Below are 20960 nucleotides of genomic sequence, written 5' to 3' on the forward strand. Positions count from 1 at the left end.
TTTATTTCTTTTCTTCTGTTTTTTGATTGGTAATATTAAAATCAATGGCATCGTTTACTTTTTCATTGGTGAGAGCCAAAGCCAATACTTCCTTAATATCCGTGACATAATGGAATGTCAGTCCTTCTAGATACATCGGCTGAATTTCTTCAATGTTCTTGCGGTTTTCCTCACATAAAATGATGTCTTTGATTCCGGCGCGTTTAGCGGCTAGGATCTTTTCTTTGATACCGCCTACGGGCAGGACTTTTCCACGTAATGTGATCTCGCCTGTCATTGCCAGATTTGCTTTCACTTTACGCTGGGTGAGGGCGGATGCCAATGAAGTCACCATGGTGATACCGGCTGACGGACCATCTTTAGGGATGGCTCCTTCAGGTACATGGATGTGGATATTCCAATTGTCAAAGATATCTTCCTGTAAATTCAGCAGTTTGGTATGTGCCTTGAGATATTCCAAAGCCAGCATGGCCGACTCTTTCATTACGTCACCCAAGTTCCCGGTCAATGTCAGTTTACCGCCTTTTCCTTTGCTTAAACTGGTTTCTACAAACAAAATTTCACCTCCGACAGCTGTCCACGCCAGCCCTGTGACAACACCGGCGTATTCATTTCCTTGGTATTTGTCGCGGCTATATTCTGGCGTGCCCAGATATTTGCGTACATCGGCAGGTTTTATTTCATGCATCACTTCATAGCCGTCACGTGCAAATTCCAACGCTATTTTACGCATTACCTTGTTTATCTTCTTCTCAAGTTCGCGCACCCCGCTTTCACGAGTATAATTTTCTACAATACATTCCAAGGCAGCTTTAGAGAACTTCACATATTCTTTTTTAATGCCGTTGGCTTCCAGTTCTTTGGGAACAAGATGCCGGCGGGCTATTTCTACTTTTTCTTCTGTGATATATCCGCTGACCTCTATCAACTCCATACGGTCCAGCAGAGCAGGAGGGATGGTGCTCAAATTGTTTGCCGTAGCGATGAACATTACTTTAGACAAGTCGTAATCTACATCCAAATAGTTATCGTGGAAAGTGTTGTTCTGTTCGGGGTCAAGCACTTCCAGCATAGCGGAACTGGGATCTCCGCGGTGGTCACTGCCCAGTTTGTCTATTTCGTCCAAAATGATAACCGGATTAGAGGACTCGGCTTTTATCAAACTTTTGATGATACGGCCCGGCATGGCACCGATATAAGTTTTACGATGGCCACGGATCTCGGCTTCGTCATGCACACCACCCAATGACATACGTACATATTTACGTTTCAATGATGCCGCTATGGAACGTCCTAAAGAAGTTTTACCGACTCCCGGAGGACCATAAAGGCAGATGATGGGTGATTTCATATCACCTTTTAGTTTCAGCACTGCTAAATGTTCAAGGATACGCTCCTTTACTTTCTCTAGTCCGTAGTGGTCTTTGTTCAATGTCTTTTCGGCATTACTTATATTCAGGTTGTCAGTGGTAAAGACATTCCAAGGTAATCCTAACAGGGTTTGCAAATAGGTAAGTTGCACATTGAAATCCGGTGATTGGGAATTTGTCCTTTCCAATTTGGAAACTTCTTTTTCAAAGAGTTCTGCCATTTCCGGACTCCATTTCTTGGTTTTTCCTTTTTGGCGGAGTTCATCTATTTCATCTTCCTGTCCGGCACCCAGTTCATCCTGTATGTTTTTAATTTGTTGCTGCAAGAAATATTCGCGTTGCTGACGGTCAATATCTTCGCGTGTACGCATTTGAATGCTTTGTTTGATATCAGCCAATTGTACTTCACGATTTAAGATCTTGACCAGCATATACAGGCGGCTTTGCAAATCGCCAGCTTTTAGCAATTTTATCTTTTCTTCTACCGGAATAGGGAAGTTTGCACAAATGAAATTTACCAAAATTTCCGGATTGTCCAAGTTCTTGATTGCAAAAACCGTATCCGGACTCATCTTCTCGGAAGCCTCTATGAACTTACTCGTCAAATCCTTGCAGGTGTCAATCAATGCTTTGAATTCGTCCGTTTCCAGTTGGTCATTTGCCTCCGGAATAGGAGTCACCATCCCTTTCAAATATGGAGACGTTTTGGTGATACTGTCCAAATGTACTTTGGGCCCGTTTGACTGCATAATTACTGTGGTATTTCCACCTGGCATTTCGAATACACGGAGAATCTTCCCGATAACTCCTACATGGTACACATCATTAAAACCGGGATCGTCCATATCTCCCTGTATCTGACAAACTACCGCTATGGGAAGTTTTTTCTTGTATGCAGCATTTATCAATTTCAATGTGCTGGGGCGTCCAATGGTCACAGGCATTACTACAGATGGAAACATTACCATGTTGCGTAAAGGCATAACAGGTATTTCTTTATTAAATTCCATAGCAGTTACTTCATCCGGATCCGTTTGGATTTCAGCTAACATAGAGATGTCATCGTTATCAGTATTCAACAAAATATCCTCTTTCTTATTCCTCTTCATAATTTATTCCTCTTGTGTTAAATTGAGCCCAATGCCCAAAACGGGGACAAAGTTAATCATTCCTTGTCGAATAAGGAAAATTCATGGGAACTAATTGAGTTTTAAAAATCAAATATTTCCTAATAATTGGAGTAATTAAATGGATTTTCCTATTTTTGACAGCTAATTTAATAAATATAGTATGCCAAATCCTTATTTTTCTTTTAAGCAATTTACTGTTTATCATGATAGATGTGCCATGAAGGTTGGTACGGACGGAGTTTTATTGGGAGCTTGGGCCGATGTGGTTTCCGCCCGTAATATTTTAGATATTGGTACTGGAACCGGATTGATTTCTTTGATGATGGCACAGCGGTGCAATGCCCGGATAAGAGCGGTTGATATAGATGCGGATGCTGTGGAACAGGCTCGTGGAAATGTGGCGGCATCTCCGTGGCAGGATAGGATAGAAGTGGAGTTGCAGGATATTTGTCATTTTACATCGGAAACACTCTTTGATGTCATTGTTTCCAATCCTCCTTATTTTACCGATTCATTGAAATGCCCAGGGAAACAGCGTAATATCGCCCGGCATACAGATTTTCTTGATTTTGACAAATTAGCAGGATCTGCAGCCCGTTTGCTTCATCCCGAAGGCGTTTTTTCTGTGATTATTCCTGCTGATGGTAAAGAATCTTTTTTGATGGCTGCCACTCGTTACGGATTACATCTCTCACATCAGACTTTCATTCATACAAAACCTGGATCGGAGCCCAAACGGGTGCTGCTTGCTTTCAAATTCTCTGTGGATAAGTGTGTTATAGACGATTTGACCATCGAATTATCACGTCATGTGTATAGTGAAGAATATATAGCCTTGACTAAAGAATTCTATCTGAACATGTAGAGAGCGGATTATTCTGAACATCATAAAGAAACTGTTTTTATTTGCAGAGTCTTTACTGATGTTCAGAAAAAAGATATTTTTTATTGTTTTTTGGATAGACGACGCAATAAACTTTTGTTAAGTTCAAATAAATGGCTGTGCCGGAAAGCAAAAGTTTCAGCTTTAGGTTTCATACCACTGAATATTTCGGATATTTGCTGTAAGAGACTAAAAGGTTCGTTCTCTTTTTTTTTATCAGAAACAATGATGTTGAGTCCGTGTGGAATCAATTCTACCTCAATATCTTTTCCTCCCATGATCGGATCTCCGTCATAATGCATAACTCCGGGTTTTGAACGATGTATTTTAATCTTTTTAGTACGGAATGTCTTGATCCGGCTGTTTTGGTCTATGGTTTTGTTGAAAAGTTGAAAAGATAAAGAAGGAACATCCAGCACTGTGAACGGCTCTAATATTGTGACATCCATCAACCCATCGGTTAACGAGGCCTGTGGAGCAATATATGCGTTGTTCCCATATTGGGAGGCATTGCCGCAGGCTATCAGGAAAGCTTTGTATTTTACCGTTCCTTCTTCATTTTCTATTTCATAAGTTTCAGGTTTGTAACTCAGACTTTCATGCAAGGTATTTTCCAGATAGGTTAGTAGTCCGCGTTTACCTGAATCAGCAAACTTTAAGCTGACAAACGCGTCAAAACCTACTCCGCATGTGCAGAAAAAGGGTATATTGTTTATTTTTCCGTAATCAATACAGGCAACAGAACTTTCGTTTATAATGTCAATAGCAGCCTTGGGTTCCAAAGGAATTTGTAAATGCCGTGCCAGTCCGTTTCCCGATCCGCAAGGTATAATGCCTAATGCCGTATCCGTATGTATCAATGCACGTCCTATTTCGTTTATAGTTCCATCTCCTCCAATAGCCACTACTATATCTACTTTCTCTTTGGCAGCTGTAGCCGCAATCTTTTCAGCATGGCCGGCATATTGTGTTTTGACAATCGTATAATCATAAAGTGTACGGTTTATACGTTCGTCAATCCATTTTAATATGGCTCTTTTCCCCTGTGTCCCCGAGATAGGATTAACGACAAATACAATTTTCTTTTTCGTGGTCATACTTTTACTTTGGTAGTTTAGCTCTTTATTAAACGCAAAAGTAATACATTTTGTTTATAACTGCCCTAAATCCTAAAAGTTTTGATGCCCCTAAATATTTTTTTTGAAAAAAAGTACAATCGGTTGTAGAATTTACTATCTTTGCAGCCTGTTTTGACGGGAACACCTTGAAAACAGAATGTATTAGTGAGTTTATATACATTATTTTAAAGTAGGCCGACGAGGCTTACATATACAATAGGATATGGGATTATTACAAGACAAGTTAAGTAAATTCAGATTGCCTCAACTATACATGGAAAGAGGCGTTTACCCTTATTTTCGTGAGATAGACAGCCATCAGGATACAGAGGTTATCATGGATGGTAAAAAGGTGCTGATGTTTGGCTCCAACTCATATATGGGGTTAACCTACGATGAACGGATTATTGAAGCAGCTGTTGCTGCAACCCGTAAATATGGTACAGGTTGTGCAGGTTCACGCTTCTTGAATGGTACGCTTGACCTGCACGTTCAGTTAGAAAAGGAATTGGCGGAATTCGTAGGGAAAGATGATGCATTGGTTTATTCTACCGGTTTTACTGTAAATGAGGGTGTGGTATCTTGCCTGACAGACCGCAATGACTACATTATCTGTGATGACCGTGACCATGCTTCCATCGTAGACGGACGTCGCCTTTCTTTCTCCACCCAGTTGAAATACAAGCACAATGATATGGAAGCCCTTGAGAAAGAACTTCAGAAGTGTAAACCGGAATCTGTGAAACTGATTGTGGTGGACGGGGTTTTCTCTATGGAAGGTGATTTGGCTAACTTGCCTGAGATTGTTCGTTTGAAAGACAAATACAATGCAAGTATCATGGTGGATGAAGCACACGGCTTGGGTGTGTTCGGTCGTGACGGGCGAGGTGTCTGTGATCACTTCGGACTGACAGATCAGGTAGATGTTATTATGGGTACATTCTCAAAGTCACTGGCTTCTATCGGTGGTTTTGTTGCTGCGGATAAAGATACAATCAACTGGTTGCGTCACAACTCACGTTCATATATATTCTCTGCAAGTAATACTCCTGCTGCAACAGCTGCTGCACGTGCTGCACTTCATATCCTCAAGAGTGAGCCCGAACGTCGTGAGAATTTGTGGAAGATTACAAATTATGCTTTGGATTGTTTCCGTCAGGCCGGTTTTGAAATCGGTGATACTGAAAGTCCGATTATTCCACTTTATGTTCGTGATACGGATAAGACATTCGAAGTGACTAAACTGGCATTTGACGAGGGTATATTTATTAATCCTGTTATTCCACCGGCTTGTGCACCACAAGATACTTTGGTGCGTGTTGCTTTGATGGCTACTCATACAAAGGAACAAGTTGACTATGCTGTGGATAAACTGACTAAATGCTTTAAGAAGTTGGAAATCATAAAGTAAGATATCACAGGTTGCCTTTACAAAGGCAACCTGTTTTTTTATTATGTATTATTGTCTATCTTTGTATCCGCTTTACTTGAAAAGGACATGAATCGGATAAAAGGTATTTTATATGCAGCAGTGTCTTCTGCGACTTTCGGATTGGCACCGTTTTTTTCCATAAGCTTGTTGGCTATTGGATATTCTTCTTTCGAAGTGCTGACTTATCGTTGGGGAGTTGCTACAGTTGTCTTGCTTGTTTTTGCTTTTCTTACCAAATGTGATTTTCACATAGGGTATAAAGATTTTAAAACAATTTTCGGACTGAGCTTGCTGCGTGCGCTTACTTCGTTCAGTCTTGTCATAGCTTATCAGAATATTGCAAGTGGTGTTGCTTCTATCATCCATTTTATGTATCCGCTGGCTGTTGCAGTAACAATGGCTGTTTTCTTTAGAGAAAAAAAGTCTATTGTGACTTTCGCTGCTATCGTTTTATCATTAGTAGGAGCATCTTTATTATCTTCCGGAAATATAGAATATAATGGTGGAAATAGAATGATGGGATTGATAGCGGCCTGCATATCGGTTTTCTCTTATGCCGGTTATATAATAGGTATAAGAAAAACCAGAGCAGTGGAAGTTAATTCTACGGTATTAACTTGTTATGTGATGGGGCTGGGAGCCTTGTTCTTTTTGCTGGGAGGACTTTTCTATGATGAGGGGGTCCGTTTGGAAACCAATGTAATCACTTGGCTCTATATCGGAGGACTGGCACTTCCTGCAACTGCGATCTCTAATATTACGTTGGTGAAGGCTGTAAAATTGGCAGGACCGACGTTGACTTCCTTATTGGGTGCATTGGAACCTCTTACGGCAGTCCTGGTAGGGGTATTTGTATTCAAAGAACTCTTTACTACATACAGTGCTTTGGGCATAATCCTTGTTGTGATTTCTGTAAGCTTGGTTCTTTTTCAGCAAAAGAGAACATATACATAGACGTTTGCTATTCAGCTTTTAGGCTGTTTACCGGATTAGTGCGTGCACTGAGATAACTATGTATTGTTATCGTAATGGTTGTAATTACCAATACAATAAGAACAGGGGTCAGGAAATTCCATTGTGTGGCTGAAATTCGATAAGCAAATTGCTCCAGCCAATGTTGCATTAATAACCACGTTATCGGAATAGCGATGATGTATGCTACTAGTATTTGCCATAGAAACGAACGGTTTAGTAACCATACTATTTCCCAATTGGAAGCACCGTGCACTTTACGGATTGCAATTTCACGGGTACGATGACGTACAGCGTACCATGAAATACCGAACAGGCCAAAACAGGTCAGGGCCAATGCAATAAATGAGTAGCTGATAAGGATTCGGGAGAGTATAATTACTTTGTTATTACGCAACATAAATTCTTTATGCATATCTACATATTTGAAACCTCTGTCACCATTCATTTCCTTCCATAATTTTTCAATAGATACCAATGTTTCTTTATAATATTCAGGAATGAGTTTTATTTGTATGAATGTTCCTTTCTGAATTAAATCTTGTTCTGTTCCAATAGATATTTGTTGACCACCGATTTCCTCTTCCAGGGAGTTTAATGGGAAGTTCTTGAAAATACCTGCAATAGTACTTAATGAATCCGAGAATTCATCAAATTCATTTAGTTTATGACCTATGTGGGAAACATCTATGTTCAGCAGACGCGCAAGCTTTTCATTGATAAAAGCCGGATGAGTATATTCCCGACAGGCTTGGGAGGGAGATACTCCGGCAATTTGCCGGATATGCATGGTTTGGAAGAAAGTTGTGTCGGTAGGGATGTGTGCTATAGAATTATGTTGGATACTACCGTCTGTTTGTCGGATAGGAAGTTCACGAAGCCAACAGTAAAGTACAGAACTCATGGAAAGACTTATAGACTCTATTCCATCCATTTGTTTTTGTGCAAGAGTGGTTGCATACACTAACCCGATTGAAAATATAAACTGGATGGTAACAAGCAACCATATAAATTGTTGCTTTTTCTTTCCTGTATAAGCTTGCCGATACTTGCTCAAAGTCTGTTGAGAGAGTTTATGGCTGATATACAGACCAGGAATGACAGCCATGAGGAAAATGAAGGATAAAAGTAAAGGTAGAACTTGCCGGCTGAAAAAGAAAGAGAAGGAAAGGCGGGTAGACAACAGGTTGTTAAACCACGGCAGCATGTCATTAATAAGCAATAATGATAACAGGAATGCAAATAAAACGGTAAGTGCTGCATCAAGAAATAACTGACTGCGGATTTCTTTTGATTTTGCTCCCATCAGCTTTTCTATATGTATCATTTTAAGTTGCTGCAGGGTACGTGAGAGAGTCAGATTTGTATAGTTGAAACAAGCGATGATAAGCACAAGCAGGGCCGAAATCAGACTGATATATAGTAATAATACATCACAATGTTGGAAAAAAGCCAACTGTTGCTGCTTGCTGTCTTTTCCTGTATTAAAGTATAGTTCTTTTATCGGATCAATATAATATCGTGAATCCGGTACTAATGCTGGAATCTTGTCTTTTTTAATTTTTTCCTGTAAAGCTAAGGGAGATGCACCTGGTTGTAGTTTCAATAATACAGGACCACCCCATGATTTGTCGGATAGTCCTGTCAGCAAATCAAAATGCAGAAAAGATTGTGGACGATCTTCTAATATAGCTGCTACTTTATAACTTTTACTTTGTCCTTCTTTATTGATTATTTCCAAGATTTCTCCAATACCGGAATGATTTCCGAAAAGTTGGTGGGCAAATCTTTTGTTTACAGCAACTTTGTCCGGAGTCGTGAGGACTTCTTCCAGGCTGCCTTCTGAAGTTGTATAAGGAAAAAATTGATTTAAAGTAGAGTCGGCACTGATAAAAAGAAACTGTTTGATATCTGTTCCATTATATTTGCAAAGATTACCAGACATTCCGTTTACACGCAGAATATCTGTAATTTCAGCATATTTTTCTTTTATCTGTGTGGCTGCGTCTGAGGTAGAGTAGGCTACTTTAATACCTTCTTCCATTGGAGAGTCTTGACGTAATAGATAAATGAGGTTACGGTCGGTATTATATTTTTCCACATTATATTCATGGATAAAAAAAGTCATAAGCAGATTGGTGCATCCTAATCCAGCTGTAAGACTGAATAGCGAAATCAGAAAAAAAAGTTTGTTTCGCCACCAGTTGCGGGCAATAAGTTTGATGTTTAAGAAGACGTTCATTGTTATAATATCCTTTTGTTATTATAGAGGTGGTTAAACCACCTCTATAATAAATTGACTTATATTTTTATTTCATTCACCACCTGCCCGTCAAACAAATTAATGGTTCTCCCCGCATAGCCGGAATCGTGTTGGGAGTGGGTAACCATAACAATTGTTGTTCCTTCTTTATTCAGTTCGGTCAGAAGTTCCATTACTTCCTTGCCGTTTTTGGAATCCAGATTGCCGGTAGGCTCATCTGCTAGAATCAGTTTCGGATTTGCTACTACAGCACGGGCTATTGCAACACGTTGTTGCTGTCCGCCGGATAGTTGTTGTGGGAAATGTTTTACCCGATGGGCAATAGCCATACGGTTCATGGCATCTTCTACCCGGCGTTTGCGTTCTGCCGCCGGAATCCCCATATACAATAAGGGTAACTCGATATTTTCGAATACATTCAATTCATCAATCAGGTTAAAGCTCTGGAACACGAATCCGATGACCCCTTTACGTAAATTGGTGCGTTGTGCTTCGGTAAATTTGGAAACGTCTGTTCCGTTCAGTTCGTAAGTGCCTTCCGTGGGATTGTCCAAAAGGCCGAGGATATTCAGCAGGGTGGACTTTCCACAACCGGATGGTCCCATGATGGCTACAAATTCGCCTGCTTTGATTTCTAGATTGACATTGTTCAATGCCCATGTTTCGACTTCTTCTGTTTTGAAGATTTTCTGTAAGTTTACTGTTTTGATCATAATCTTATATTTTATAAAGTTATTCGTTTTTGATTACTTTTGCAGGGTTAATTCGTGCAATTCCCAGAATACGGAATAATACCGTGAGGGCCGTAATAAATATTATTCCGATGAAAATTCCTGCCCAATATATGATACCGTCATTAAAGAATACAATATATGCTTTTTTCCATATTTGTATGACTATATAAATTAATGGAAATGCAATAATTGCGGAAACAGTCAGCAGTTTTATATAAAGGCGGGCAAACAATAAAATAATCTGTTTCAATCCTGCTCCATTTACCTTCCGGATAGCTACTTCCTTTTGTCTGCGTTCCGTATCCAATGTGATGGTCGAATAAACTCCCAACAAAGTAATGAGCAGGCTGACGATAGAAAAGAATAGAATAATCCCTTTCAATTTATTTTCTATTGCTTGTGCTTCATATATATCTTCCTGCAATGTAGTGACATGAGGATGAATACTTTCCGGGAGTGTTTCTTTCAATGTCTTTTCTATCATTTTTTTTATTTCAGCCGTTTTCCCCGGCTCGCATTTCAGATAGCAATGACCTACATAATAATTGAAGTCGCTGGGTAAGAATACAAATCCAGGACTTTGATTATATACATCGGCGATAAAATCGTCACATACACCGCAAATGGTATAACTTTCCGAGTAATTGTATAAAATAGTTCCTAACAGATCTTTTTTCTGGCGTTCCGCCCATGTTTTGTCTACTACCAAATCCTCTTTGGCTTTTAATGTGTGTCCCGATAGTAAAGGTATGTTCATGAATTGGAAGAAGTTAGTGGAAACATTCATGACATTTACTTCAAAACTGCTTTCCGGGTTACCTTTTTCCATTTGCATCCCAGTACCTGATATACCTTTCAGATAACTGATGTCTGCCAATAATTTGTCTTGTACACCGGAAAATTTGGATATACGTTCTATTAAAGCCAGTTTCTCTTCATTCTTCATAAACATATAATCTATGGAGAAACTTAGTATATTGGCTTTTTCTTTTTCAGTCAATGTGTTGAATAGGGTAGATTCCGTTTTCTCCGCTTGCATATAAAGAGCTACGGTAAATGCGACAAAAACCCAGCATATAAAAAATTGGATGCCTAACAGAATATTCCGCATTCCATGTTTATGACGTTTTATCTCACTGCCATGAATCTCTGTCTGGATGGGTGTGTAATGTATGCGCAATACAGTTATAAAGCATAATATCATACATAAAAATAAGATGAATACCATATACTCTGCGGTCTGTATAAACAAGAGGTTCTTTTCAATGATAAGAACGTAATTAAATAAATTGAAATTCAAATAGGGACTGATTATTTCAATCAAGCAGAACGTAAACAAGAAAGCGATGAATGCAATGATGACAGACTGGACAAAGAGTTGGTAAAAAAGTTGCTGGTTTCCACTGCCCATAACTTTGCGTATCCCGTATTCACGGTTACGATTCAAAAAAGTTCCCATAAGAAAATGGAAGAAATTAAGAAGTCCGGTCAGTAAAATCAACAGGCCTACTATCATGGTTATTCCTGCAAAATAAGGAGCAATGGACTTATCCCAAAATTCCTCTCCAAAGGGCGAGGCGGTTATAGCTGTTTCTTCGTCATATATGTGGTGCTTCATATTTATGGAGCGAAAACGGGCTTCTAATTTTCGAGCTGTTTTACCCGGATGTAGCAGGGCAAAACCAAAACCTCCGGTCATATTATTACGACCGTTGAATTGCAATGTTCCTTCACTGTCATTCAAAGTCAGCATATCCAGTTTCTCAAGAAAACTCAGGCTGGTATTCAGGGGAATATCTTCTATCACGGCTTGAATGGTATAGGCTATGCCTCCAGTACGAGGAGTGGTATCCGGTGCTGTAAAAAGACGTTGTGTCAATATCATACGTTTGCCTATGGGATTTTCTGATTCACCGAAAATCCTTTTTGCTAAAGAGCGGGTCAGTATGATGGCATTGGGGGTGTTGGAGGCTACTGCCCATGATCCCTGTAGTATTCGGGGAGTGAATACTTTCCTAAAAAGAGAGTCTACTTCCATTGTCATCAAATGATCGTATGGCAATTCTTTCCCTTCTTTTATCTCTACGTTGTAACTCCGCTCTCGGGGATAAACGGTAAAGGTAAAATCTTGAACCTCATCGAATCTAAGTTTGCGCAATTCTTCAATCGTTGTTGCCGGAATACCAGAATACAAATCTCCCCGTGTTGTACATAAATTTATGTCTGCTATGAGTTCTTTATTGGAAAAGCAAGAATCTACTTCGCTGATGAACCGGCTACAATAAAGACAGATACTAAAACATAATATCCCGACGGATAGCCCTACGATAGATATCAGATTTTGTATCTTATTTTTTAATAAGTGGCGCATTGCCATTTTTATATAATGCCTTAACATATTTCCGTTGTTTTATAAAATTATTCTGTTTTCATGATTTGTGTCGGATTAATATATGCCGCCTTTTGTATTTGGTATGCTAAGGTGCCCAGTGATATGATTATTACCAACAGCAATGATATGATAAAAATGTCTATACTGACAGGTGCCCTTACTGCAAAATCTTGAGTATAGGTATTTATCAGATAATAAGCCAAAGGAATAGCTATGACAAATGCTATAATTAAAACGGTTATATATTTGCGGAATAACAGTCGGTAAAGGTCTTTGGCACTTGCACCGTTCACTTTACGAATCGCTATTTCCCGATATCGTTGGCGAATGTCAAAAAGAGAAATCCCTAACAGGCCAAGACTGGAAATAATAATAGCCATACCTGCAAAAATAGAATAAATAGTGGCTGTTTGGCGGTCTTGTGTATACATCGCTTTGATATCATCTTCCAGGAAAGTATATTCAAAGTCTTCACTTCCATAGACTTTATATTCCAAATTACGTAAGAAATCAATCACTTCTTTCTTTTTGCCGGGTGTATAAGCTATCTGATAAAGATCACCACTGAACCGTGCTCCGACAGGATAGATAGTAGGCTTGATTCCAGATGTCAAATGTCCTTCAAAATAATCCTCTACTACTGCAACGATAGGTTGAAGAGAAGCGTTAGCATTAGCCCTTTTTTGATTTTCTTCAATCACTCCAGCGCCATTGATTGAAGTATAGCCTAATGCTTTCAGTGCGGCTTTGTTTACAACAAAAACAGTGCGCCGGTTTTCTTTATTTATATCGGGTATCTCACCTTCAATTACTTTTATATCATATAATTTGAAAAATGCAGGAGTGGCGTAATGAATATTCAGAAACACCTTTTCTCCTTTATTGTTCAGATAGTTTGTACCAAAGGTAGGAGTAAGGATATTTTCATTGCTAGGTTCGTACAATTCAATAAAAGGACATGCATTAAGTTCATTATCCAATTGCATGACACGTTGGCGACGTTGTTGCATACTTTCATAAGTATAACTGCTAAAATCTTTCGATTCATATACTAAATTTACATTCATTATGTTTTTAGTACGAAAGCCGGGTTCGGTATTTAACAACATTCCAAGTTGTCGATTAAAATAAAGTGATAATACCACTAACAAAAAAGTTATAATATACTGTGCCCCTAGAAAGAACATACGAAAATGTTTGGAATGACTTTGGACACCGATAGAGCGAATGGAAAGAATGGGGGAGGTGTAATTGTATTTAATGTATGGATAAATAGAAGTTATTACTGGTAACAATAATAAAATACTTGCCGAAAGCCATCCGTCGAAAGCCGTATAAGAAAAGTGAATGTCGAACAAATATTCAGTAGGGGCAGACATTATTTCAATAATAAGCCAGGATACTAATAAGGCGCTCAGAACTAGTAATGTATTTTCAATCCATATATTGGCAAACAATGTTTTGCCGCATACACCAAATACTTTCTTCAATCCATATTCTTTTCCGCGGCGTAATAATGCTACCAGGTAAAGATTAATAAAATTCAAGATGCCGGTGAGGAGCAATAACAGGCATACGCCCGACAAAATGATTAAGTGGGAATGGTTTCCCGAAAGAAACATAGCAGGTTCACGGTCTGTTAAAGAACCGTCCCAGTAAATATCCTTCACAGAAATTAAAGAAAATGTATGTGTGCGAGTGTCATATTTAGGGTCATTTATATACCGTGGAACACTACCTGTCTTATTTATGGCATTTATATCTGTACCGGGTAGGAAACGATAGAGCTCTGTATTCATCCTTTCCCAATGTTGGGATAATTTAGAAGAGAGGATGATATCAAAGTTAATTGTAGTTTTACACTCAGGTTCTCCTACAATGCCTTCTACGGTAATATCTTTGCCATTGCTATAACGTAGTACTTTACCTATCGGATTTTCATTACCGAAAATCTTACGGGCGTATTTTTCTGTTAATAATGCCGACTGAGGTGTTGTGAGAGATAGCTTTCCTTGCACTATAGGATAATGAAATAACTGGAAAAATACACTGTCGGTAACGAGGCAACGTGCCGGAATACGGTTGGTACCGGAAATGACATAGTCCTTTTCCAATGGAATATAGGTGGTCATAGCTTCTACGAAACGATTGTCGATAGAAATGGTATCATAGTTATATTGTTTCAGTCCACTCAGTCCCCGGTTACCTTCTGTATTGGTACAGATAGCATACACATGCTCCCTGTCGATGCAATGTGTGTCCACTGTCAGTTCCCTATGGATATATCGCATCAAGATGATACTGCATGCCAGACTGAATGCCAGTCCCAGCAAATTAATGATAGTATACGATTTAGAACGCATTAAAAAGCGCCAAGCATATTTCAGTGTTTTCATATTTAATGTGTGTTTATTCTGATCTTATAATTTTTGCGGGATCAATTTGAGCAGCTTTGTGTATTTGCCAAATTAATGTGCTTGATGAAATAAAGGAAATGATAGCTAGAACTGCTAAATAAATTCCTATATCTACAGGTATTTTTAGTACAAAATCCCGTGTATACATATATATGAGGTAATAGGCAAGTGGAATAGCCAATACAAATGCACAACCTATTACTTTGATATATTTGCGGAACAATAGCAGGTAAAGGTCTTTCATCCCTGCGCCATTTACTTTGCGGATGGCAATTTCACGATAACGTTGTCGGATATCAAATAAGGATAATCCAAATAATCCCAAACAGGAGATGATGATTGCTATCAAGGCAAAGACAAAGTAAATGTTTGCTGTTTGACGGTCCTGAGCATAAAGTTTGTGGACTTCATCTGTCAACCAAGTATAGGTGAAGTCTTCGGTATTATATATTTCTTTCTCTGTTTTCTTCAGATATTCTATGACTTCTTTTTCTTTATCGGGGTTGACGGCAATCAAAAAATCGCTGTTGCCGCTGCTGGGCCCTACGACAAATGCCATCGGTTTTATTCCTTCAGTGAGATGGCTTGGGTAATAATCGTCTATTACAGCCACTACAGGCATAAGTTTGGTTCCACCTTCTTCCATTTCTCCTTTTTCGCTGACACTAATCCAAAGCGGGGATTCGCTGCGTACAAAAGCATCTTCTAGCCGAGTATAGCCCATAGCTTTCATTGCTGCTTTGTTCAGTACCATTTTATTGTCACTCCAACCTTCAAATTTTTGGGGGATTTCTCCTTCCAGTACTTTTAAATCATATAGTTGGAAGAATTGTGGAGAAGGAAATAGGGTGAGCATGGGTTGACGGGTATCCTGGTCATTTAACAACATGCAGATAGAGCCTCCCCTTAATATAGAATAATGGGAATTCATCCACATTTCAATGTGAGGACACTCGTTTAATAGTTGCTTGATACGGTCTTGGCGGGCAAAGCGCTCATTGCGCTTTTCTTCTGTATCAGAGCGCAGATAATTTTTGTTTTCGTGTAACAACTCAGCTCTGAGAATTCTTTCTGTCCGATATCCGGGAGAGGTATTCAGCAGGAAATGCAGTTGCTTGCCAAAGTAAAAGGACAGGATAAGGAGTAATATGGTTATAATGTATTGAAAAAAAAGGAATGTCATACGTACAGTGATAGCATGACGGTTTGATGTTATTGAACGGATAGACACAATAGGAGGGAGATAATTATATCTGATGTATGGATAAATAGAAGTGACCAAAGGTAATAATATGATGAATCCCAAAGACAATTGCCAGTCGAATGCCGAATAGCTAATTTGTTCATTCATTAACCGGCTGACTGGTACTTGGGTTGCTTCTATCAACAGCCAGGCGGTTAGCAATGCGGCAAAGGCTAATAACAGATTTTCTATCCATATTTGTAAAAACAAAGGTAGACGCTGCAAGCCGAATACTTTCTTTACTCCATATTCTTTAGAACGTTTCATCATAAATACCATATAAATATTGATGAAATTCAATATACCTACCAATAATAGCAATATGGTTACTCCTGAAAGAATATACAGGTGTGTACGGTTACCGAATTGCATGATGGAATCGTAATCGTCATCGTGACCAATGGAATTTCTCCAGTATAAATTTTTCCAAGTAATAAATTCCCAGCGTATTCTGTTTCCCCTTTTGTCCTTTCTGTACACATTGCTTGCTTTGTTTATCTTATCCAGATCTACACCGGGGAGTATGCGCATCAGTGATATATCCATACGTTGCCAGTGTTCCACCAATCTGTATGATACCAGTAGATCGAACCGAAGTAATGATTTGCATCCCAATTCTCCAATCACTCCCTTGATGGTGATGTTTTTACCATAATATTCCAATACTTTTCCTATCGGATTTTCTTTACCAAATATATTACGGGCATAGCGCTGGGTGATGATGGCGTCACCAGGGGCATCTAAATGGGCCTCACCGGCTGCAACCGGGTAGTGGAAGAAATGAAAAAAAGTGGAGTCAACTGCTGCTATATTCATTGCATAGTTACTGTTTTCATATACCACATTGTCTCGCTGCTGTAACATCAGGCGGCATTGTTCCACTATTTGATGGTCAGGAATATAAACAGAATCAGTTTCAGACCAACCTTGTTGCAAACTTCCCGGATGAAGATTTCCTTCTATATCCCGTATAGGAATGATGATATGTTCCGGATCTACGCTATGTGCATCCACCGTCAGTTCCCTATGGATATATCGCATCAAGATGATGCTGCATGCCAGACTGAAAGCCAGTCCTAGCAAATTAATGATAGTATACGATTTAGAACGCATTAAGAAGCGCCAGGCATATTTCAAAGTTTTCATGTTGCATGTTTTATTTTAATATCAATTCTTCTGCGTCACCAAAGGTATCATATCCTGTGATAATTACAAATTCTCCAGGCTGTAAACCTTCAGTGATTTCATATTGAAGCGGGTTTTGGCGTCCTATATTCAATGGAACTTTTACAGCTTTTGTTTTTGATGGGTTTATTTTGTAAATCCATTGTCCTCCAGTAGACTGGTAGAAATTTCCACGTGGGATAACTATAGCTTGTTCGGGTTGGCCCAATTCTATTTGTACCCGGAAGCTCTTTCCTACACGGACATTCTCGGGCATTTCTCCGGTAAATACCAAATCTACATCAAACATACGGTCTTTTACCTCAGGAACTACTTTAGTAATTCTCAGGGGGTAGCGTTTCCCTTGATAGTTTACGGTAGCCGGAAGACCTGTTGTGATGCGGTCAATGTAATATTCACTTAAAGAAGTATGAATTTTATATTGATCCAGCACTTTTATTTCAGCTATACTTTCTCCCGAAGCAACCTGTTGGCCGGGAGTTACTTTCACAAAACTTAGTTGGCCGCCAATCGGAGCTTTTATTATCAAATCCTCCAACCGTTCTTCTGCACGTTTCAGTTTTTTGCTTTCACGTTCCAGATCATTTTTCAATAATTCTTTGCGGATAAGGGTTACGGATGAATCATGTTTCAGGCTTTCCATTTGTAATGCCGTATTTTTCAGTTTATACTTATATTCATCTTCAGATACTTGAAGCTCAGCCTTGCTCTTAATTCCCATTTTGAATTCCTCTTTGTCCAGTCCGAAGCTCTTGCGCAGTCGTTCCATCTCATATTGTGCCTGTAATGTCTGTTGCTTCAGTGTCAGACTCTTTTGTTCCATTTCTATCTCTTTCTCTTTATAAGTGATTCGTTGTTTTTCCCATTCGTCACGTTGGTCTTCAATGGAACGAATCAGATCCGGATTAGTCAATATCAACAAGGTGTCACCTTGTTTCATCATATTCCCTTCTTCTCCAACAATGCGGTCTACACTGCCGGCTTCACGAGTATTTACTTTGATGGTAAGAATGGGTTGCACCAGTCCTTCCACATCTACATACTCCATAAATTTGTCGTCTTTTACTTCGGCTATCTGAATGTTGTCTGTTTCGATACGCAGCTTGCGAGGACCTAATGAAAGGCTTATCACATAGATAAGGAAGATAATGAAGGCCAGTGCAGCTATCATATAGTAGCGATAGCGGATGTACCACGGTTTCTTTTCAATTTTTATATCCATTAGTTTATGTTTTTTGATATAATTTTTTTTATTTCTTTTTTTAGTATGGCGATAATACAAAGATCATTTATATCTGCCGTGTAGTTAAGGTTTAGGTATAGTACATGAAATCTCTGCTTTTCTGAGGAAATCATATCCCGTCATACTTCTAATACCATAATACAGACTCCAATAAGTTTTCAAAGCTGTTATATAATTTCTCCGTGCGGTATCTTTTTCTGCAATGGCGGCATTGAGGTCCAGAATTGTCGATTTTCCTAAGATATAAAGCCGACGTGCTACATCGTGGCGCCGGTCGGCCGTCTTGTCCGTCTTGGCGGCTACTGCTACACGGTATGCTTGAAGATTGAATTGACGGACCATTTTACATACATTCAATTCAAAATCTTTCATTCCCTGTTCAGCCTGTGTATCTACTAAGTCTACATTGGAACGAGCTACACGAACGCGTCCTTTTCCACGACCCCAATCCAGGATAGGTAAAGAAATACCAATACTGGCATATTGTTGGTTCATGGGGTTTCGGTAAGAATCTGCAAATTTATTTCCGGTTTGAGAAAGCCCGAATTGTACATACAGGTCGGCTTTCAAACCTGCATTGGCTTTTGCAGAAGCTAATGCGCTGCGGCTTTCTAATTGTTTGCGTTTATAAGTGTCAGGATCGGGACTGTTTTTGAATGCCAGTTGTAATGCTTTTTGTAAAGGGATTTCGAGTTGAGGAATGCTGTCTTCCGGAACAACTCGTAAATTTATTTCCCGATTAATGCCAAGGAAGGAACGGAGTGTTTGCATTTGGTCCTCTACTTCGATGCGGGCATTCATCATATTGGTTTCTTCTGTCAGTTTGTTTATTTCCAGCTGTAGCATTTCGTTTTCAGTTATGGTTCCTATATTATATCTTCCCTCGGCATACCTGTATAAAGTATCGGCAGAAGCATAGTTGTAGGCGGCTATGTCAAGATTAGTTTGTGCAGTTGCCAGGTTGAAGAAAAGAGTGCTGGTTTCTGAGGCTACAAGTTCCAATGCTTCTGCATATGCTTTACGGGCTTCCCGGTAGCGAAGGGGTTCGATACGGTGATCCCATTTTAAAGAATTATATCCAAAAAGTTGCTGCTCGTAACCTATTACTATGGGTTGGGTGTTATACGCTGTATGATTATCTTCGAATTCATCAATGCGTTGGGTGGTAGTTTTTACAAACAAGCTGCCACCGGTAAACCATATATTTTGATTTATTTTAAGGCTGAGATCTGTGCTTAACTGGTCTTGCTGGATAAATTGATTTGTTCCATCCGGTTGGGTAATCTTGTTTATCTCCCGATTTAGGGTAGGAGATGAAGTTAATGTGACGGAGGGAAGATAATTCGCCCGGAAAAAACGGTAGTTCCAATAAGCTGCCCGATAGGTATGACGGGCAGCTTGTGCTTCCGGTGAGTTTTCTTGTGCTATTTCAATAGCTTGTTGCAAACTCAATGTTATTGATTCTTCTTGTTGTGCTGTGGCTGTTTCCGGGCGAAGCAGAAGAGAAAGTGCTATAATACAATATAGTTTCATGTTCGTTTTTTTATGTCTTTATACCTATTAGTACTTTTGGCTTATAGTTAGGTGAACAGGAGTGGGGCTTCGGTGTCTTCTTTGGATAAGTCGCTTTTTATTTTGGTTAATGCTTCCTTTGCTTTTTCATGACCGTTGTCTATAGCTTTTTGGAACCAGAACCGGGCTTGTTGTAAGTCTTTTTCTACGCCTTTGCCCCACTGATACATGCGTCCCAGGTTGTATTGTGCAGGAGCATTCCCCTGTAAAGCAGCTTTGGTCAGCCACTCGGCTCCTTTAGCAAAGTCTTTTTCCATTCCTTCGCCATAACAATACATATTTCCTATATTATATTGAGCTATCGGATTATTCTTATCTGCTGCTTTTTTAAACCAAAAAAAAGCTTCTTCAAAGTCTTGGGGGACCCCAAGTCCGTTTTTATATAAATAACCGATATTGTTCATGGCGTCCGTATTACCATGAGCTACAGAACGTAGGTACCAAGTCATAGCAATGTAACAATCCTTACGTACTCCCCAACCGTTTTTATAAAGGCTCCCCATACCAATTTGAGCTTCTGGATTTCCTTGAGTGGCAGCTTTGTTCAACCATTTGAAAGCTTGGCTGTAATCCTTAGTGACTCCCAAACCATATGTGTACATAAAGCCTATATTGTTTTCAGCATACGTGTTTCCGCCCGCTGCCGATTGATGAAAAAGTTTCAAAGCCTTATCATAATCAATTTCACCTCCTAAGCCTTTTAAATACATATCGCCTGTCAGATATTGGGCATGATGGGCCGTATCAATGCGAGCTATCTTTTCTAATAACTCGCGTGCTTTTTCATATTGTCGATTAACATAGTGAGTTTGTGCTTCTTCCCACAATTGATGGCAGTCACCTATATAAAGCATATAGATCTTATTGCCGAATAGAGTTACTATGCTTGCTATAAGGCATAAATTGATAGCTATTACTGATTTTTTTTTCATAACTTAATATATTAGTATTGTAGACTAATCAAATAGCGTGCCATTATCTTATCTCTTTGTTTACCAGTTTTTTG

13 protein-coding genes are annotated in these 20960 nt (G+C 39.2%); 3 read left to right on the forward strand and 10 right to left on the reverse strand.

Annotation, left to right across the window (positions count from 1 at the left end):
* Window position 1: 1 nt before the first annotated feature.
* Complete coding sequence (gene lon, locus BVU_RS15950) at window positions 2–2479, reverse strand: endopeptidase La (RefSeq protein ID WP_005842279.1); 2478 nt, start codon at window positions 2477–2479, stop codon at window positions 2–4.
* Window positions 2480–2660: 181 nt separating this feature from the next.
* Here lon and BVU_RS15955 point away from each other — a divergent pair, with 181 nt between their 5' ends.
* On the forward strand, window positions 2661–3365 hold the full coding sequence (locus BVU_RS15955; RefSeq protein ID WP_005842277.1) for a tRNA1(Val) (adenine(37)-N6)-methyltransferase: 705 nt from the start codon (window positions 2661–2663) through the stop codon (window positions 3363–3365).
* 80 nt (window positions 3366–3445) lie between these two features.
* Here the strand turns inward: BVU_RS15955 and BVU_RS15960 are convergent, their stop codons facing one another.
* Window positions 3446–4480 carry a diacylglycerol/lipid kinase family protein gene (locus tag BVU_RS15960; RefSeq protein WP_005853394.1) on the reverse strand — a complete coding sequence of 345 codons (1035 nt, stop codon included), beginning with the start codon at window positions 4478–4480 and terminating at the stop codon, window positions 3446–3448.
* A gap of 244 nt (window positions 4481–4724) precedes the next feature.
* Between BVU_RS15960 and spt the strand changes: the two genes are divergently transcribed.
* Together spt and BVU_RS15970 are read left to right on the forward strand one after the other, a co-directional pair.
* Entirely contained in the window at window positions 4725–5912 is a 1188-nt protein-coding gene (spt, locus tag BVU_RS15965) for a serine palmitoyltransferase (protein WP_005842272.1), read from the forward strand.
* Window positions 5913–5999: 87 nt separating this feature from the next.
* Window positions 6000–6887 (forward strand): DMT family transporter, encoded by an 888-nt coding sequence (locus BVU_RS15970; RefSeq protein ID WP_005853396.1) that lies wholly within the window; start codon window positions 6000–6002, stop codon window positions 6885–6887.
* 7 nt (window positions 6888–6894) lie between these two features.
* On the opposite strand, the gene BVU_RS15975 is transcribed toward BVU_RS15970, so the two are convergent.
* From BVU_RS15975 to BVU_RS16010, 8 genes are all read right to left on the reverse strand, one after another.
* Entirely contained in the window at window positions 6895–9147 is a 2253-nt protein-coding gene (locus BVU_RS15975) for an ABC transporter permease (RefSeq protein ID WP_012055567.1), read from the reverse strand.
* Between the two features lie 59 nt (window positions 9148–9206).
* Window positions 9207–9881: an ABC transporter ATP-binding protein gene (locus BVU_RS15980; protein ID WP_005853399.1), complete on the reverse strand. Its 675-nt coding sequence runs from the start codon at window positions 9879–9881 to the stop codon at window positions 9207–9209.
* A 19-nt stretch (window positions 9882–9900) separates the two neighbouring features.
* Window positions 9901–12300 carry an ABC transporter permease gene (locus tag BVU_RS15985; protein ID WP_012055568.1) on the reverse strand — a complete coding sequence of 800 codons (2400 nt, stop codon included), beginning with the start codon at window positions 12298–12300 and terminating at the stop codon, window positions 9901–9903.
* Window positions 12301–12320: 20 nt separating this feature from the next.
* Complete coding sequence (locus BVU_RS15990) at window positions 12321–14690, reverse strand: ABC transporter permease (protein ID WP_012055569.1); 2370 nt, start codon at window positions 14688–14690, stop codon at window positions 12321–12323.
* A gap of 13 nt (window positions 14691–14703) precedes the next feature.
* Window positions 14704–17100, reverse strand: coding sequence for an ABC transporter permease (locus BVU_RS15995; protein WP_012055570.1), 2397 nt, complete (start codon window positions 17098–17100; stop codon window positions 14704–14706).
* A gap of 10 nt (window positions 17101–17110) precedes the next feature.
* Window positions 17111–18361 (reverse strand): efflux RND transporter periplasmic adaptor subunit, encoded by a 1251-nt coding sequence (locus BVU_RS16000; RefSeq protein ID WP_012055571.1) that lies wholly within the window; start codon window positions 18359–18361, stop codon window positions 17111–17113.
* Window positions 18362–18445: 84 nt separating this feature from the next.
* A complete protein-coding gene (locus BVU_RS16005; protein ID WP_012055572.1) occupies window positions 18446–19915 on the reverse strand; it encodes a TolC family protein in 1470 nt (489 codons plus the stop codon).
* 47 nt (window positions 19916–19962) lie between these two features.
* A complete protein-coding gene (locus BVU_RS16010) occupies window positions 19963–20886 on the reverse strand; it encodes a tetratricopeptide repeat protein (RefSeq protein ID WP_012055573.1) in 924 nt (307 codons plus the stop codon).
* Window positions 20887–20960: the final 74 nt, after the last annotated feature.

This window comes from Phocaeicola vulgatus ATCC 8482 (genome assembly GCF_000012825.1).
Classification (GTDB): domain Bacteria; phylum Bacteroidota; class Bacteroidia; order Bacteroidales; family Bacteroidaceae; genus Phocaeicola; species Phocaeicola vulgatus.